Raw genomic sequence first — 16,305 nt, forward strand, 5'->3', positions numbered from 1 at the left:
AAGCGGATGTCGAGTCTCCGAGCGGAACGGGGGCGATGCATAGTGATATCGAACTCGCGGCTAGAACCAGGCGCGAGAGTCCCGCGCACGGCCTTCCGTATCGCAGGACGCAGGCGAAGGCGATCTCTTCCCCGCGCGCTCCGAACCGCACCGGCTCGAGGCGCGATGCTCAATGACGAACCGGCGTGCGATCCCGGCTCGACGCGTGACCCAATCCGCTGGGAATAGGGCGCGTGGCATCGAACTCGCCATCCAGCAGCACCGCCTGCGCTTGCCGCGCCAAGGTCCGGACATTGCCCGTCCTTGCGTCGCGCAACAGCTCCGCCGCGGCTTGCCCCTGTGGCCAGCTCCCCAGGCCCGAGCGCGCATTGATATGCCCCGCGCGCCCGATATCGACCAGCCCCGAACCCCATTTGCGCGCGAGCGCCTGCGACTCCTCGATCGTGGCATAAGGATCGTCTTCGCTCGCAACGAGCAGCGAAACGAACGGCAAGGCCCGGCGCGGATCGTTCCCGAAGCGCGCGATGCGCGGATCGAGCGCGGCGCGCTCGGTCGCGGGCGGCGCGACGAGCAAGGCTCCCAAGACCGACGACGCGCCGCTTGGGCCGGAGGCGTTGGCCCACCACGTCACAGCCTGGCAACCCAGGCTGTGCGCCACCAACACGACCGGCCCGCGCGCCGCAGCGACCGCTTGATCGATCCGGCTCATCCAGACCGTCCGGTTGGGATTATCCCAGTCGCCGAGATCGATCCGATGCGTATCGGACCGTTCGCGCTCCCAGCGCGTCTGCCAATGGTCGTCGCTCGAACCGAGCAATCCAGGGACGGTGAGAAGGATCGGCTGGATCATGCGGCGATCCACAGATAAGGCGAGCGCGGCGCATGGACCAACTCAGGCGTTTGGTAAGCATGGGGCATCATCAAATCCGATCTCAATGATGGGATATGATCTCGCTTATCGCGTGGCGCCGCAAAGGCCGCTTTCTTCGAGGGACTAAAGCTGGACTTTGCCCATCCGCCCTATCTGGATCTAGGCAACCTGCAAGTCCGATAATATACATTATGTTAAGCTTGCACCGATATGGCGCAACAGTCAGCGACGGCTCAAGCGCTCGTGGTCGCACCCTGCCAAAGCGTCACGACGATAAGCAGCACCCCGAAGATCGCCACCCATGCCAGCGCCATCTTGATCGCATCGCCCATTGGCAGACGCCGCGCGGCAAGCGCGCTCAGCGGCAGGATCAGCACGAGGACATACAGCACGATTGTCATCGCGCCGTCGCTCACAGTGCCCGTTCCAATCCGTCATAGCCCGGCTCGACGCCCGGCGGCAGTTCGGCGACGAGCGTGGCGTAATCCATCGACTGGTCCATGTGGGTCAGCACGGTGTGACCGGGCCGGAACGCCTCGACCCACCCCAGCACGCTCGGCAAATCGGCATGCGACGGATGCGGACGTCGGCGCAGCGCGTCGACTACCCAAAGGTCGAGCCCTTGATACAGTGTCGCCATATCGGGCGTCATCGCGCTGAAATCGGTCGCATATCCGATCGATCCCGCTGCGCTGTCGAAGCGGAGCCCGGCCGAGACGAACGGTCCATGTGGCTGTTCGGCGGTCGAGACGGTAATATCGCCGATCGTGATCGCGTTGGGGAGTGGCTCGATCACCACGGTCGGCGGATAGCCGTCATGCCCGCGAAAGACATAGCTGAAGCGGCGTTCGAGCATTGCCTTGAGGTCAGGCCGCGCAAGCCCACGGACCGGGCGCCCCATCGCGTGGAACACCTGGCGCAGGTCGTCGATGCCATGCGTGTGGTCGGCATGATCGTGCGTCCAGATCACCGCGTCGAGCGTGTCGACTCCCGCCGCCAGCAACTGCTCGCGCATGTCGGGTCCGGTATCGACCAAAATCCGCGTCGTCGCGCTCTCGATCAGGATCGACGCGCGCAGCCGGCGGTTGCGTGGATTGGTCGGGTCGCATGCGCCCCAGTCGTTGCCGATCCGCGGGACCCCGGAGGAGGTTCCCGAACCGAGGATCCGCACCTTCATAGGCGCGTCTTGGTGAACAAAGCGTGAAAGTTCTCGGCGGTCGCGGCCGCCAGCGTTTCGAGCGCCTCGCCGCGCAACTGCGCGAGGAACGCCGCGGTATCGGCGACGAACGCAGGCTCGCCCGTCTTGCCGCGGTGCGGGACCGGCGCAAGGAACGGCGCATCGGTCTCGATCAACAGCCGCTCGAGCGGCAACCGCGCCGCGGTTTCCTGCAGGTCCTTGGCGTTCTTGAAGGTCACGATCCCCGAGATCGAGATATAGCAGCCGATCTCGAGCGCGATATCGGCGAACGCCCCGCTCGCGGTGAAGCAATGGATGACGGCGGGATAGGCCCCCTTCCCCATCTCCTCGCGCATGATCTCGGCGGTATCGTCTTCGGCGTCGCGCGTGTGGACGACGAGCGGCAGCTGCGTCTCGCGCGCCGCCGCGATGTGCGCGCGGAAGCTCGCGCGCTGGCGGTCGCGGTCGCTGTGGTCGTAGAAATAATCGAGCCCGCTCTCGCCGATCCCGACGACGCGGGGATGCTGCGCGCGCTCGACCAGCCGCGCGGTGCCAACGTCCGGATGCTGGTCGGCCTCATGCGGGTGGATGCCGACGGTCGCCCAGACGTCGCTTTCGCGCTCGGCCGTGGCGATCACCGCATCCCACTCGCTCTCGCGCGTCGCGATGTTGAGCATCGCATGGACACCGCGCGCGCGGGCGCGGGCGAGCACGTCCTGCTGCCCCTCGACCAGGCCCTTGTAATTGAGGTGGCAATGGCTGTCGGCGAACATCAGGCCTCCACCGCCGGAGCTTCGAGCCGCGGAAACACCCCCGCCGGCGCCGGCAGCGTCAGCCCCGGCGCGAGCGGATGGCCGAGTGCTTCAAAGCTGCGCGCGTCGGGGGTTTGCGCGAGCAGGTCGAGCAGTTTGTCGGCGCCCCCGGGAATCGCCCAGCGCGCGAGGATCGCGATCCGGCGGATCGCCTCGGCGGCGTGATAGAGGATCGTGTCGGCCCGCTCGGGGTCGGTCTTGCGCACGCTCCACGGCGCCTGATCGGCGAAATATTGGTTGGCGTCGCGCGCCGCTGACCAGATCGCCTCGAGCGCGTTATGCAACGCCAGGTCGGTCATCGCGCTGTGCATGCCGGTCTCGGCTGCCTCGACGCTCGCGATCAGCGCGTCCTCCGCCGCGGTCCGCGTGCCCATCGCCGGAACGACGCCGCCGCACGCCTTGGCGATGATCGACAGGCAGCGCTGCGCGAGATTGCCGAGATTGTTGGCGAGATCGGCATTGCAGCGCGTCACGATCGCTTCTTCCGAATAGCTGCCATCCTGGCCGAAGCTGACTTCGCGTAGCAGGAAATAGCGCAGCGCATCGACACCGAAGCGCGTCGCCAGTTCCATCGGATCGGTGACGTTACCGACCGACTTCGACATCTTCTCGCCGCGGTTAAGCAGGAAGCCGTGCCCGAACACCGCGCGCGGCGGCGGAATGTTCGCGCTCATCAGGAACGCCGGCCAGTAAACGGCATGAAATCGCACGATATCCTTGCCGATGATGTGCAGCTGCGCCGGCCAGAAAGTCTCGTACAATTCGACATCGTCGGGATAGCCGACGCCGGTCAGATAATTGGTCAGCGCGTCGACCCACACGTACATGACGTGACCGGGGCTCCCGGGTACCGGCACGCCCCAGTCGAAGCTGGTGCGCGAGACCGAAAGATCCGAGAGCCCACCCTCGACGAAGCGCAGGATTTCATTGCGGCGCGCCTCGGGGCGAATGAAGTCCGGGTTCGCGGCGTAGAAATCGAGCAGCGGCTGCTGGTATTTGGAGAGCTTGAAGAACCACGTCTCCTCGGCGGTCCATTCGACCGGCGTTCCCTGTGGCGACAGCTTGGCGCCGCCCTCGCCCTCGACGAGCTCCTTCTCGTCGTAAAATGCTTCGTCACGGACCGAGTACCAACCCTCGTAGCGGTCGAGATACAGGTCGCCAGCCGCCTCCATCGCGCGCCAGATCGCCTGGCTGGCGCGGTAATGATCCTCGTCGCTGGTGCGGATGAAGCGATCGTACGAGATATCAAGCGCGTCGGCCATCGCCTTGAAATACCCGCTCATCTCGTCGGCAAGCGCGCGGGGCGTCAGATCGCGCTTGCGCGCTTCCTGGACCATCTTGAGACCATGCTCGTCGGTGCCCGTCTGGAAACGGACTTCGCGCCCCAGCTGGCGCTGATAGCGCGCGATCGCATCGGTCGCGATCGCCTCATAGGCGTGGCCGATATGCGGGCGGCCGTTGGGGTAGCTGATCGCGGTCGTGATATAATAGGGGTCGGTCATGCGCGCCTCCTAGGGCATCCGCGCGCGATATTGAAGCCTCGCCGCGGTGCCAGCGTTACGCGGCGAGCCGGGCGACGATCCCCGCCATTTCATAGACGGTCGCCTGCGCATCGAGCGTCAGGGCGCGCGCGGTCGCGGCCAGCTCGCGCGCGGCGTCATACCCGTCGAGCGCAATCCGCAGGCGTTCGCCCTGGCGCTCGGCAGCGTGCGCCGCGATGAACGCCGGTGCCCGGTCGAGAAACGCCTCGTAGCGCTTCTGCGCGGCTTTCAGCGCGAGCGACTTGGCGAGCCGGACGCGGCGGCCGTTGCCCGGGTCGCCCTCCCGCGCGATCACCGCGAGCGCCTGGTCGAGGGCTGCGAGATCGAGCCCGGCAAAACCGAGCGCGCGTCCCGGCGAGCCATGCGCGACGCCGACGAGCGCGGTCAGTTCGGCCGGATCGGCGCTCGGCAGCAGATGCTCGAGCACCGACGTCATGGTGGCGTCGCCCAGCGGATCGAAGCGCAGCTGGCGGCAGCGCGAGCGGATCGTCGGGAGCAACCGGCCCGGCGCATGGCTGATCAGCAGGAAGATCGTCCCCTGCGGCGGCTCTTCGAGGTTCTTGAGCAGGGCGTTCGACGCGCCGGGCCGCTCGAGATCATCGACCGAATCGATGATCACCACGCGCCGGTCGGACATCGACGGCCGCGTCGCGAACATCGGCCCGAGCGCGCGGACCTGCGCGATCGGAATGCTCCGCGCGAGATCCAGCCCGGTCTTGTCGCCTTCCTTGGGCTGGCGCGTCAGTTCGCGATAGTCGGGATGCGAGCCGGCAGCGATCAGCTTACGCTGCGGGTCGCTCTCGGGAACGTCGAAACCGGGCGGCAAGTCCGCCCCCGCCCCTTGCGCGAGCAAGCGCAGCGCCGCGGCGCGCGCGAAGGTCGCCTTGCCGATCCCCTCGGGGCCGGCAAACAGCCAGGCATGGTGCAGCGCCCCGCTCGCCATTGCGGCGGCGAACGCCTGATGCGCGGCGTCGTTGCCGAGCGGTAGCGTCATGGCAGCAAGTCCGCGACCGCTGCGAGGACCGAACCGGCGACCTCTTCGATTCCCGCTGCGGCATCGATCATCCGGAAGCGCGCGGGCTCGTTCGCCGCGAAACGCCGGAACGCCGCGGCAACGTCGGCATGGAACTTGGGGCCTCGCGCCGCGAAGCGATCGGAGGCGTCGCCGTCGCGCAGCGCGGCGCGCGCGCTCCCTTGCTCGGGCGACAGCTCGAGCACGAGCGTGCGATCGGGCAGCAGTCCACGCGAACCGAACGCGTGCAGCGCGAGCACGGCGGCATCCTCGATCCCGCCGGCAACACCCTGATATGCCCGGCTGCTGTCGAGGAAGCGGTCGCAGATCACCCACCGGCCAGCGCCAATCGCGGGCCGGATCGTCTTCTCGACATGATCGGCCCGCGCCGCGGCGAACAGCAAGGCTTCGCTGTGCGCACTCCACCGCGCGACATCGCCCTGCATCAGCAGCGCACGGATCGCCTCCGCGCCCTCGCTTCCGCCGGGTTCGCGCGTGACGAGCGCATCGACTCCACGCTCGGCGAGCGCGGCAGCAAGCCGTTTCGCTTGAGTCGACTTGCCCGCCCCCTCCCCGCCCTCGAGCGAGATGAAGCGTCCGATCACCCGCCGAACAGCCCCATCAGCCCCGCCCAGGCGCGCCCGAAAAAGCCGGCTTCGCTGACGTCGTTGGCGGCGACCAGCGGCAGACGCTCGGCGGGCATGCCGGGCGTCACCACGACGAGGTCGGCGATATGCTGGCCAGCCTTGATCGGCGCCTTGATCGGGCCGTCATACTGCACGCTGAGCTTCATCTCGCCGGCCGTGCCGGCGGGAACGGTTGCGCTCAGATCGTTGGCGGCGACCAGACCGACGCTGTTCGCGCTGCCAAGCTGAACTTCGGCGGTCTCGATCTGCTTGCCCTTGGCGAGGATCGGCTTGGCCTGCCACGCGCGGAAGCCCCATTCCATAAATTTGACCGATTCCTCGGCGCGCTGCCCCGAAGTGCCGAGCCCCGCCATGACGAGCACGAGACGGCGGCCGTTCTGCATCGCCGACCCGGTGAAGCCATAGCCGGCCTCGTCGGTGTGCCCGGTCTTCAAGCCATCGGCACCCGACACGCGTCCGAGCAACGGATCGCGATTGGCCTGGTCGATCGGCTTCTCGCCGCCAAGCGTCTTGCCCCAGGTAAAGCTGCGCAGCGAATAGAAGCGCTTGTAGAGATCGGGATAGGTCTGGATCGTCGCCGAGGCGAGCTTGGCGAGATCGCGCGCCGTGACATAGGTCACGCCATTGTCGGGCCAGCCGTTAGCCGTGCCGAAATGGCTGTTCGCCAGGCCGAGCTTGGTCGCCGCGCGGTTCATCCGCTCGGTGAACGCGCTCTCGGTCCCCGAAATCCCCTCGGCGAGCACGACGCAGGCGTCGTTGCCCGACAGCGTGACGATGCCCTTGAGCAGATCCTCGACGCTGACCTCCTCGCCCGACGACAGGAACATCGTCGATCCTTGCGAGTGCCACGCGCGCCACGTCTCGGGGCGGACGGGGAATTTTTGGTCGAGCTTCAATTCGCCCGACTTGATCATCTCGAACGCGACATAGACCGTCATCATCTTTGCCATCGAGGCGGGCGGCATGCGGCGATCGGCGTCCTTCTGGTACAGGATCGCGCCCGACGACAGATCCTGCAGATAGGCGACCGGCGCCGGGGTCTGGAATTCGGGGGCGGCAACCGCCGGGCACGTCGCGGCGATGGCGACGACGGCGGCGGCGAGCAGTTTCTGGCGCGAGGACATGCGGTTCGGTCTCGTTTTTCAGTCGGTGTGGAAAATGCGTGCGTCAGCATAGCCGCGTCGTGCGGCGCCGTCACGTGCGCGCTGCGCAGCGGCGGAATCGGCGAAGGGGCCAAGCTGGACGCGGTAGAGCTTCCCGAGCGGGACGACGCGGCCGCCGAGCTGCTTGGCGAGTGCGGCCGCGCGCTCGGCGGACGACAGCGCCGCGACCTGGACCATGAGGCCGCCGCGCGTCGCAGCTGGCGTAGGCGCAGGCTTTGCGCGAGCGGGCGCCTCGATCTCGGGTGCCGGGTGCGGCTTCACGGGCGCACTCCGCTGCGGCGCGGGAGCCGGGCGGGTCGTGCCGACCGCCGCCGGCCGACTGGGCGAGCGCGGCGCGGGCGCGACGCGCTCGGCAGGCAGTTTGCGCCGAAGCGCCACGAGCAAGGTCGGCGGCGCGTCGAGCCGGGGCGACGCCGCTTGCCCCGCCTGCAGCGCGCGAAGATCCTGCGGCGAGACGATGACGGTGCGGACGCGGATGCCGCCATGATCGCCCACACCGAGCGCCTGCGCGGCACCCGGCGACAAGGCGACGACCGCGCCGCTGCTCTGCGCGACGACCAACGCGATGATCGTCCGCCCGCTGTCGAGCGCGGTCAGCTCGACCGGCGTGCCGGGCGCGAGCGTTGGATGCCCCACGCCGATCCCGACCGTCGCCCAGCGCCCTTCGGGCGGCGCGGTAAGCAGCGTTGCATAGCCGACGCCGTCCTCACGGGCTTCTCCCGACGTCCCGCGCGGGCCGGCCCCTTGCGCGACTTCGGGCGGCAGATCCTGCGGCGGCCGCGCGCTGTCGGACGGTAGGGTCGGGTCACGCAGATCGCGCTGCGCCACGGTAGCGGGCGACGCCACGACGCCAAACAGCGCCAAGCCAAGCAACAGCGTCACGCGCTTATTGCTCGACCGCGTCGGCGAGCAACCCGACCGACAGCGCGTAGAAGTTCGAGCAGTTGTAATCGAGGATCACGCGGTAATTCCCCGTCAGGAGGTAGGCGGTCCGCCCGACGCCATCGGGTTCGATCAAGGTCGCCAGCACCGAATCGCCGGGCCAGTTGCGCGACACGGGTGCCACCCCCAGCGCGCGCCATTCGGCCATCGTCTTCCACCCGCTGTGACGCGCGAACACCTTGAGACAGCGCGGCGACAGCAAGCGATTGGTGACCTGGCTGCGGTCGAAGCTCGCCGGCACCGACACCGCCAGCCCCCATGGCTGGCCCGGACGCCAGCCGGCATTGGCGAAATAATTGCCGATCGACGCCAGCGTATCGGCATGGCTCGACCAGATATCGGCGCGCCCGTCGCCATCGCCGTCGCGCGCGAGCCGCAGATAGATCGACGGCAGGAATTGCGGCCCGCCCGTCGCCCCCGCCCAGCTCCCGACGAGTTGCGAGCGCGTCACGCCGCGGTCCATCATCTGCATCGAGGCGATGAACTCGTCGGCGAACAGGTCGCGCCGCCGCCCCTCATAGGCGAGCGAGGCGAGCGCGCGCGGCAGGTCGAACCCGCCCATCACGCGGCCATAGCTCGTCTCATGCCCCCAGATCGCGACCATGATCGATTCGGGAACGCCGGTCTGCTGCTCGATTCGGCGCAAGCGCCAGCGCTCGGCTTGATAGGCGCTGCGGCCGTTGGCGATGATCGCGCTGCTCAGATGCTGCGCTTGATACGGCGCGAAATCGGGGATCCCCGCGTTGGGATTGGCGCCGGGCTGCGCACGATCGAGCTCGATCACGCGCGGATTGAGCGTCAGCGTCGGGATCACCGCGTCGAGCGTCGCGCGGCTGACGCCCTTCGCTTCGGCCTTGGCGCGCAGCGTCGTCAGATAGCTCTGGAAACCGGTATCGTCCTGCGCGCAGGCGGCGCCGCCGACCCCGAGGCAGAGCGCAGCCGCCGTCAGTCCAAGGGCGATCCGCGCCCGTAATGTATGTTTATCCCGCATGAGCCAACAGTGGCACAGCCGCCCGCGCACATGAACCCCCAAAGGCCTGCAGCCCGTCACAAACCTTGCACGCGGTGGCCCTTGCATGTTGCCGCGTCGGGTCGCTATGCGAGCGACAGCGCGGAGAGATGGCCGAGTGGTTTAAGGCAGCGGTCTTGAAAACCGCCGTGGGTGCGAGCTCACCGTGGGTTCGAATCCCACTCTCTCCGCCACGTCGCACCGTCGACCTTCGATACACGTGCTGGATCGGGACCTGTGTTTACGGCGTTCTGTCTGCCTCGGCACCTGGCGGTGGCAGCGACACCGCATCAATCGTGGCGTCCACCGGGTGGTACTCCCCATGGCTGCACTAAATGATCGACGCAGCGGGCACGGCGACTGCGCAGGATCTTCCAACCGCGTCGGCGTGGAACCGACCTGGCTCACCGTACCCGCTGATCGCGCTTCGCAAGCTCCACGTCGGGCATTGCCCAAATACGAACGGCGCTCACCCGGCGCCTAAAAGCAGCAGCCGGCCGACCGAAGCGATATCTGTCTAGCTCGCGAGATACGGGTCTACCGGTGGAAATCCAGGGACAGACACAACAGGAACAGGCCGAGACGCCGCCGTTGCCAGCCACGCGTCCCCGCCCACCCGATGGCGGATAGAGCCGTCACCCCGCGTCGCCACACGCCCATAGACCGGACCCTCACGATCCGTGGGCGCCCCGGCGAACATCATGGCGATGTTGCCGTAGGTACTTGGGTCACGGCCATCGAGGCTCAGGCGATCATTGAGATAACAAGCGGTCGCCCATGCCGCTTCCGGACTGGACGTCATCGCGATGATGCGCTTGCTCCAGTACATCCGCAGGTTGTTGTGCATCCAGCCCTCGGCCAGGAACTGGCGCTGACACGCATTCCACGTCTCGTCGCGTGTCTCGCCCCTCAGCATGGCCGAGAGCGTCTCCTCATCGGGGCGGAGGTCGCCGGCATGGTCGGTGAGTGTCTGGCGCGCCCAGGGGGCGATCCGGTCGTACCGTTCGGGCGCGTCGAGATGCCGCGCTTGATGGTGGAACCATTCCCGCCAGCCGAGCAACTCGTCAGCGAACTTGCGCTTGTGCTGTCCACCTGCGGCAGCGCCGTTCACTGCCGCCATGACCTCGCGCGGGCCAAGCACGCCAAAGTGCAGATAAGGCGAAAGACCGCTCGCGCTGTCGAGACGCGTGGCATCGTTCCGGTTGGACGCGTAGCCGGGCAGCACGTCTGCGACCAAGCGTGTGAGCCGCGCCTCCGCCGCGTTCCGACCCGCTGGATGCATCGGGGTGACCGGGACCGAATGGTCGATGTCGAGGCCGGCAATCAGGGTGCCCAGCTCGTCCGCGCGGAGCGTGTCAGGGGTGAACGGCAACGCTCCGGAATAGGCGGCGACTTCTGCGATTTCCTCGTCCCAGGCCGCCCAAGCGGCCCGCGCTGGCTCATGGCGACGCAGGAAAGCGGTCCGCCCCTGCACGTCGCGGCCGATGACGGCCGGTGGCACCAGACAGGCGGCATTCACCGCAAGAACGGGCACGTCGACCCTTCCCGCCACGCGTTCCGACTGCCACCGCGCAACGAAGGTCGGCTGGTCTTCCACGACGATCGCCGCGGCCGCGACACCCAGCCGGTAGACCAGACCCTTTTCCCGTCGCTCGGCACGCTCGACGTGCTGGACGCAAGCCAGCCCGCGCCGGCGACATCCCTCCGCGAGATCGATGCTCGCTCTCAGGATGAAGTGGTGCAGCCGGTCGGACGCATACGGGTAGTCCTCGCGGACACCGTGATAGACCAGCACCGGCAGGTGCAACGCGTTGCCGAGGCGGACGGCTGCGTCGATAACGGGGTTGTCGCAAGCGCGCAGCGCCTGCTGGAGCCAGCACAGGACGTATCGACCGCCCTGCGCTGGCAATCGGTCGTTCAGCGGCCGAACGCGCGGTGCCTGGTGCCAGTCGGAAAGTTCAGCAAGCCGTCCAGATAGTGCCATCACAAACTCCGGCCACGTTGATGCCCCGTGGCCAACGCGGTCTTGTTATGCGCATCCTGGCGCCAGCGGCGAAGATAGTCGCCAAAATAAGCGAACGTTCGATTCGAAGCGTGGGCATCGCCGAGGTCCCGCCTCGATCTTTCGGCCACGCGGCACCCCGCCCGAGCAAGCGCGATCGGCGGGTACGGGCCGATCCCGCCACGGCGCCGAGACTGATCGCCGGCACCGGCCGAGTCGCGAACCGACGCCGATCGCCTATCCGGTCGTTTCGGCACTTCCCCGAGCGCTGGAGGCGTGTCGACCTGCGAAACGTTCCGCATCCTATCGGGCTATGGCCTCACCGCGATGGGTTTCCAGTCCACGGTCGCGGCTCATGTCCAGGTCGCGGCGCTGCGCCGGGTCTATGGCGATCGCAACAACAAGGGCGCGGCGCGGCAGGAGTGACCACACCCTTGGCCGATACCGCGACGCGACATCAGCCTGCGCTACGGCTTTTCCGGAAACGCACGCCATGCGGCATCGCACCGCGCGGCAGTGGAAGGCTGCTCGGTCGCTTGACCGGTAGGATCGGGCACCGCGCCGCCTTTGCCGATCAGGAAGCGGGCGTGCACGGTTTCCCATCGCGGTACCGCCGTGAACCGCACGTCGTCGAGCGCGAGGTCAAGCGTGTGTGCCGCATCATAGCCATTGGCGATCAGCCGCCCGCCATCGCCATAAACCCGCCGCAGCACGATGCCGCGATAGACCGGGATCAGGTCGCCGCGCGCCTCCTTGTCATAGGCGGTGTAGATGTCGATCGGCCGCTTGCTGCCGCGAATGCAGACGTCCTCGTAATGCACATCCTCGACCAGCCCGCCGCGGCTCGCGTCGCTCTTGATGCGCAAGCCCGAAGTGGTGCCGTCGAGCGTCAGCCCCTTGACCAGCACGTGCGCGACGCCGCCATTGGTCTCGCTGCCGATCGACATGCCGTGGCCCGAGTAGAAATGGTTGTCGAGGATCGAGACGTAGCGCGTGCCGCCGGTCTTGCCCGCCTTGATCGCGACATTGTCGTCGCCGGTGCGGATGAACGTCCTGGTGATCGTCACGTCCTCGCTCGCGCCGGGATCGATCCCGTCGGTGTTGCGCGCGTCGGCGGGCGTGTCGACGATCACGCCCCAGGCGGTGAAGCCCTGCAGGCGGTTGGCGACGACATGGAAATTCGGCGAGTTCGCCAGGCGCACCCGGTACAGCGTGAAATTGCGGCCGCGATCGGCGACGATCAGGCGCGGGACGTTCTGGTTGCCCTTCTCGACCTGCGCGCGGCGCGCGAGCTGCCACCAGGTCTCGCTTCCGCCGGCCATCGGCTGGCCGCCATTGCCCTCGATCGTGCCGTCGCCGACGATCGCGACGTCGGTCGCATCGGCGATGTGCAGCAGCGGGCGACACCCCTTGCCGCGCTGGTCGATCTTCCCGCAAGCGTGCTCGCCAGTGTCGAACAGCGCCGGATCGGGGATTGCGGCGAGCACGGCAGCGCGATCGAGCCACAGCGTCGTCCGGATCGGCAGCTCGAGCGGACCGCTGTCGTAGCGCCCCGCGCTCAGCCGCACCGCCTGCCCCGCACAGCGCTTGAGCGCGGCCTGCAGCTCGGCGGCGCGGTTGCCCGCTTTGGGCGTCAGCGTCTCGCACGCAGTCGCGGGCAGACGCGGCTCGGTCACCGTGCGGCGATCCTGTGCGGTGGCGGGGGCCGCGAGGATCAGGCTCGTCGCGGCAAGAATCGAATAGCGCATCGCTGCGTCCTTTACGCTGGAACCCATCAGAAGACGAACCGCACGCCGGCGGTGATCACCCGCCCGGTGCTCTGGTAGTTCTGCGCGACGGGGTCGGCCTGATATTCGGTCGCATAGCTCGCCGCGTTGGTCAGGTTGCGGCCCTCGAGCGTCAGCCGCGCATAGCTGGTCAGCGCATAGGACATCGCCGCATCGACATTGAACTGGCTCGCGCGATAGCCGAAATCGGAGACCACCGGCGAGTTGCACACCGCGCCGTTGTTGGTCGTCAAGCCGACCGCGCACGTTCCCGATGCGAGCGGGAAGCGCGTGACATATTGCGTGCGGTACGCGCCCGAGACGCGCGCCGAGAATTTGGCGTCCTCGTAATAGAGCGTCGCGTTGAACGCGTCGGGCGAGGTGTTGAGGAATGGCCCCTGCGCATAGACGTTGACCGCGGTACCGGTCTGCGTGCGCGTCGTCGCCAGCTGTGCGCTCGTCAGATAATTGAGCTTCGACGAGATGTGCGTGTAGTTGGCGGTGATGCCGAAATTCTTGAGGAACCCCGGCAGGAAGAAGAATTGCGACTGGACGTTGACCTCGACGCCACGGATCTTGCCGCCCGGCGCGTCATTGTACTGGCGCACCGCAAAGACCCCGCCTTGCTGGGTGTAGGCGAGCAAGGTCGGGCTGGTGATGCTCGCATAGATCGATTCCAGCGTGGCGGCGTCGTAGATCGACTGGAGCGCATATTCGCCGGCGATCTGCTGCGGAAAGGTCTCGAGATTCTTCATGAAGAACCCGACCGAGATCAGCCCGCCGCGACCGAAATAATGTTCGAGCGCGACATCGTAATTGGTCGCGCGATACGGGTTGAGATAGGGATTGCCGACGGTGATCTGCGGCGCGGTGGTCGCGTTGAGCCCGGTCGGGAACGACGTCGTCCCCGGCGTCAGCGCGGCGAGCTGGGGTCGCGCGATGACCTTGGCCGAGGCGAGGCGCAGCAGCGTGTTGGGGAGGAACTCCCACGCCGCGTTGAATGCCGGCAGATAGTCGGTATATTCGTTACGCGCGGTGACGAGCACGCCCGCCACGCCATTGGCGGCACCGCCGACCGATCCCGTCCCGCGCACGATCGTCTTGGCGATGCGCGTTCCGGCATTGCCGCGGAACGGCTTGCCGAACAGCGTTCCGTCCCAGTCGAATTCGAGATAGCCCGAAAGGTCGTTTTCGGTGACGCGATTGGCCTGGCGCGCATCGGCCTGCGCACGGAAATCGCCGAATTTGTTGATGCAGTTGCAATCGATGCCGAACGCGTTGCTGAACTTGTCGATGTCAGGGGCGTAGAAACTGGTCGGCGTCCCCGCCGGGACCTGGAGGCCACGACCGAAATCATACGAGCGCCCGAGATCGGTGATCGCGAGCTTGGCTTCGGCGAGCGTCGGATTGATCGCCTCGATGTCGCTGTTGCGCCGCCCCTGCAGGCTCGAATAGCTGAAGCGCTTGTAGGTCAGCCCGCCCTGGACCTTGAACAGGTCGTTGACGTCCCAGATCAGGCTGCCACGCGCGACACGGAAGCTGTTGACGATGTCATCGGTCAGATAGCGGATCGTCGACAGGCCCTTCACCAGCGTCCAGTTCTGCGGATTGGCGACGTCGAAGCCGGGGCTGAACACGGGCATCTTGCCGCTGCCGCGCCCGTCGAAGACGTAATTGTCCTTGTCGATCGCGTTGAACTCGGCGAGCAGCGTCGTGCCCTTATACTCCGACCGCGAATAGCCGGCGGTGCCGACAAAATGTAGCCGCTCGCCGATATCCTGCTTGAGATTGAGCGTGCCCTGCCAGAATTTGGTCGTCCCCGACACGCGCTGCGTCGAGCTGCGCCAGTCGACATCGTCGAGCACGAGATAGTCGGCCTGCCCCGCCGCATTGACGTTGGCGGCGCGGATCTTGGTGTTGGGGCGGCCGATCAGCTCGTTGTAGAAGCCGGTCTGGTTGGCGGTCGCGACATAGCCGGGCGACGCCGGGTTGTTGTAATAATCGAACGGATTGAGATTGTTGGGGTTCTGGCTGTTGAAGTAGCCCGGCAACACCGTCGCGCTGCCCTGCGTCCCCTGGCAGTCGAGCGCCGCCGACGGGGTGCAGTTCGGATAGAGCGCGACGCGGTCGGCATAGCCGTTGGCGGTGCCGGCGGCGCGCAGGCCGTTGGCGCCATTCTGCGCCGCGCGGGCGTTGGTGCCGTTGCGGTTGAGCCCGATCGTAGTGATCCCCGCGATCGTCGAATCCTGGTCGTACTTCGAGAAGACGCCGTCAAGCGTCACTTCGGTGTGGACCGTAGGCTTCCACTGGAGCGTCGCGGTCGCGCCGAGCCGCTTATAGTGCAGGTCCTGCCGGTTGATCGACGGCAGCGCCGGGATCAGCGTGGTTGGCGTGATCAGCGCATAGGCCGCCGGATCCGAGCCGAATGTCGCGCCAGTCCCCTGGTTCGACGGCCGCGCGAAGCCATAGGTGTTGGGCGTGACGCCGTTGAGCTGCGACGAGCGATAGGCGTAATCGAACTGCCCGATGCTGCGCTGGTACGAATCGATCTGCTGGCGCTGGTCCTGATAGGCGATCGAGCCGAGGATGCCGAGTGTCGGGGTGATATGCTTCGACACCAAAGCGGTCAGCCGCGGGTTCACCGTCTTGCCGTTCTCGCGATATTCGCCCTCGAGCCCGAGCGCGTAGCGATCCTTCTTGTTGGCGAGCGGTCGGCCCGTGGTGAGATCGATGATCGCGCCGAGCGATCCCTCGTCGTTCGCCGCGGAGGTCGTCTTGGTGATCGTCACGCCGCCGAACAGTTCGGACGCGAAGGTGTTGAAATCGAAGCCGCGCGTGCGGTTCGCCCCCGAGGGATCGTTGCCGCCGCCGGTGACGCTCAGCGCGTCGGCGCCGTTCAAGCGCGTCTGCTGGAAGTCCCCGCCCAGCCCGCGCACCGTGATCGAGCGCCCTTCGCCATTGTCGCGGTCGATCGAGACACCCGGCAAGCGCTGGATCGATTCGGCGAGATTGGCGTCGGGAAAATCGGCGATGTCCTCGGCCGTGATCGCATCGATGATCTGGTTGGCGCGCCGCTTCTGGTTGACCGCGTTGGACAGGCTGGCGCGAAATCCGGTGACGACGATATCCTGCGCGGTGTCGTCGGCGACCCGGCCGGTATCCGGCGTCGCTGGAGCATTCTGGGCGCTCGCGGGAGCGACAGCGACAAGCCCGCAGAACGCGACGACAGCAAGCGATGCGCCGTGACGCATATCGACCTTCAGCATGACTCTCTCCCCGGTTGACGCCTCTGCGGACGCCCTGGCGGCTCTTATGATTTGCCGATGTCACCGGTGTCAATAAGTCAGCGGCGTTGGATTGACG

General features: G+C 67.1%; 14 protein-coding genes and 1 tRNA gene. 2 read left to right on the forward strand and 13 right to left on the reverse strand.

Annotation, left to right across the window (positions count from 1 at the left end; translation table 11 throughout):
• Positions 1 to 169 precede the first annotated feature (169 nt).
• From ABIB28_RS00630 to ABIB28_RS00675, 10 genes are all read right to left on the reverse strand, one after another.
• Positions 170 to 850, reverse strand: coding sequence for an RBBP9/YdeN family alpha/beta hydrolase (locus ABIB28_RS00630; protein WP_354285592.1), 681 nt, complete (start codon positions 848 to 850; stop codon positions 170 to 172).
• A 254-nt stretch (positions 851 to 1,104) separates the two neighbouring features.
• Positions 1,105 to 1,287, reverse strand: coding sequence for a hypothetical protein (locus ABIB28_RS00635; RefSeq protein WP_189674710.1), 183 nt, complete (start codon positions 1,285 to 1,287; stop codon positions 1,105 to 1,107).
• Positions 1,284 to 2,048: an MBL fold metallo-hydrolase gene (locus ABIB28_RS00640; protein ID WP_354285594.1), complete on the reverse strand. Its 765-nt coding sequence runs from the start codon at positions 2,046 to 2,048 to the stop codon at positions 1,284 to 1,286. The genes ABIB28_RS00635 and ABIB28_RS00640 overlap by 4 nt, the downstream gene beginning before the upstream one ends.
• The gene (locus tag ABIB28_RS00645; RefSeq protein ID WP_354285596.1) at positions 2,045 to 2,821 is read right to left on the reverse strand and encodes a TatD family hydrolase; all 777 of its coding nucleotides are present in this window, start codon (positions 2,819 to 2,821) and stop codon (positions 2,045 to 2,047) included. The genes ABIB28_RS00640 and ABIB28_RS00645 overlap by 4 nt, the downstream gene beginning before the upstream one ends.
• Positions 2,821 to 4,362: a methionine--tRNA ligase gene (gene metG, locus ABIB28_RS00650; RefSeq protein ID WP_354285598.1), complete on the reverse strand. Its 1,542-nt coding sequence runs from the start codon at positions 4,360 to 4,362 to the stop codon at positions 2,821 to 2,823. The genes ABIB28_RS00645 and metG overlap by 1 nt, the downstream gene beginning before the upstream one ends.
• A gap of 55 nt (positions 4,363 to 4,417) precedes the next feature.
• Entirely contained in the window at positions 4,418 to 5,395 is a 978-nt protein-coding gene (locus ABIB28_RS00655; RefSeq protein WP_354285600.1) for a DNA polymerase III delta subunit-related protein, read from the reverse strand.
• Positions 5,392 to 6,018 carry a dTMP kinase gene (tmk, locus tag ABIB28_RS00660; RefSeq protein ID WP_354285602.1) on the reverse strand — a complete coding sequence of 209 codons (627 nt, stop codon included), beginning with the start codon at positions 6,016 to 6,018 and terminating at the stop codon, positions 5,392 to 5,394. The genes ABIB28_RS00655 and tmk overlap by 4 nt, the downstream gene beginning before the upstream one ends.
• Positions 6,015 to 7,184, reverse strand: a complete 1,170-nt coding sequence (locus tag ABIB28_RS00665; RefSeq protein WP_189674716.1) for a D-alanyl-D-alanine carboxypeptidase family protein — start codon at positions 7,182 to 7,184, stop codon at positions 6,015 to 6,017. Before ABIB28_RS00665 ends, tmk begins: the two co-directional genes overlap by 4 nt.
• Positions 7,185 to 7,202: 18 nt before the next feature.
• Positions 7,203 to 8,105 carry an SPOR domain-containing protein gene (locus tag ABIB28_RS00670; protein ID WP_322163826.1) on the reverse strand — a complete coding sequence of 301 codons (903 nt, stop codon included), beginning with the start codon at positions 8,103 to 8,105 and terminating at the stop codon, positions 7,203 to 7,205.
• Positions 8,106 to 8,109: 4 nt separating this feature from the next.
• On the reverse strand, positions 8,110 to 9,156 hold the full coding sequence (locus ABIB28_RS00675) for a lytic murein transglycosylase (RefSeq protein ID WP_354285605.1): 1,047 nt from the start codon (positions 9,154 to 9,156) through the stop codon (positions 8,110 to 8,112).
• Between the two features lie 122 nt (positions 9,157 to 9,278).
• On the opposite strand from ABIB28_RS00675, the gene ABIB28_RS00680 reads away from it, so the two are divergent.
• A tRNA-Ser gene (locus ABIB28_RS00680) sits at positions 9,279 to 9,368 on the forward strand.
• A gap of 323 nt (positions 9,369 to 9,691) precedes the next feature.
• Here the strand turns inward: ABIB28_RS00680 and ABIB28_RS00685 are convergent.
• Positions 9,692 to 11,158, reverse strand: a complete 1,467-nt coding sequence (locus ABIB28_RS00685; RefSeq protein ID WP_354285607.1) for a deoxyribodipyrimidine photo-lyase — start codon at positions 11,156 to 11,158, stop codon at positions 9,692 to 9,694.
• 294 nt (positions 11,159 to 11,452) lie between these two features.
• Between ABIB28_RS00685 and ABIB28_RS00690 the strand changes: the two genes are divergently transcribed.
• The gene (locus tag ABIB28_RS00690; RefSeq protein ID WP_354285609.1) at positions 11,453 to 11,602 is read left to right on the forward strand and encodes a hypothetical protein; all 150 of its coding nucleotides are present in this window, start codon (positions 11,453 to 11,455) and stop codon (positions 11,600 to 11,602) included.
• A 41-nt stretch (positions 11,603 to 11,643) separates the two neighbouring features.
• On the opposite strand, the gene ABIB28_RS00695 is transcribed toward ABIB28_RS00690, so the two are convergent.
• Positions 11,644 to 12,924, reverse strand: a complete 1,281-nt coding sequence (locus tag ABIB28_RS00695) for a glycoside hydrolase family 28 protein (protein ID WP_354285611.1) — start codon at positions 12,922 to 12,924, stop codon at positions 11,644 to 11,646.
• Between the two features lie 26 nt (positions 12,925 to 12,950).
• The gene (locus ABIB28_RS00700) at positions 12,951 to 16,208 is read right to left on the reverse strand and encodes a TonB-dependent receptor (protein ID WP_354285612.1); all 3,258 of its coding nucleotides are present in this window, start codon (positions 16,206 to 16,208) and stop codon (positions 12,951 to 12,953) included.
• Positions 16,209 to 16,305 lie beyond the last annotated feature (97 nt).

This window comes from Sphingomonas sp. UYEF23, from assembly GCF_040546165.1.
Lineage (GTDB): Bacteria > Pseudomonadota > Alphaproteobacteria > Sphingomonadales > Sphingomonadaceae > Sphingomonas > Sphingomonas glacialis.

Coding starts and splice junctions, on each gene's coding strand:
- ABIB28_RS00640 (WP_354285594.1), bottom strand. CDS start 2,048: ATGAAGGTGCGGATCCTCGGTTCGGGAACCTCCTCCGGGGTCCCGCGG.
- ABIB28_RS00665 (WP_189674716.1), bottom strand. CDS start 7,184: ATGTCCTCGCGCCAGAAACTGCTCGCCGCCGCCGTCGTCGCCATCGCC.
- ABIB28_RS00675 (WP_354285605.1), bottom strand. CDS start 9,156: ATGCGGGATAAACATACATTACGGGCGCGGATCGCCCTTGGACTGACG.
- ABIB28_RS00685 (WP_354285607.1), bottom strand. CDS start 11,158: ATGGCACTATCTGGACGGCTTGCTGAACTTTCCGACTGGCACCAGGCA.
- ABIB28_RS00655 (WP_354285600.1), bottom strand. CDS start 5,395: ATGACGCTACCGCTCGGCAACGACGCCGCGCATCAGGCGTTCGCCGCC.
- ABIB28_RS00645 (WP_354285596.1), bottom strand. CDS start 2,821: ATGTTCGCCGACAGCCATTGCCACCTCAATTACAAGGGCCTGGTCGAG.
- metG (WP_354285598.1), bottom strand. CDS start 4,362: ATGACCGACCCCTATTATATCACGACCGCGATCAGCTACCCCAACGGC.
- ABIB28_RS00630 (WP_354285592.1), bottom strand. CDS start 850: ATGATCCAGCCGATCCTTCTCACCGTCCCTGGATTGCTCGGTTCGAGC.
- ABIB28_RS00695 (WP_354285611.1), bottom strand. CDS start 12,924: ATGCGCTATTCGATTCTTGCCGCGACGAGCCTGATCCTCGCGGCCCCC.
- ABIB28_RS00700 (WP_354285612.1), bottom strand. CDS start 16,208: ATGCTGAAGGTCGATATGCGTCACGGCGCATCGCTTGCTGTCGTCGCG.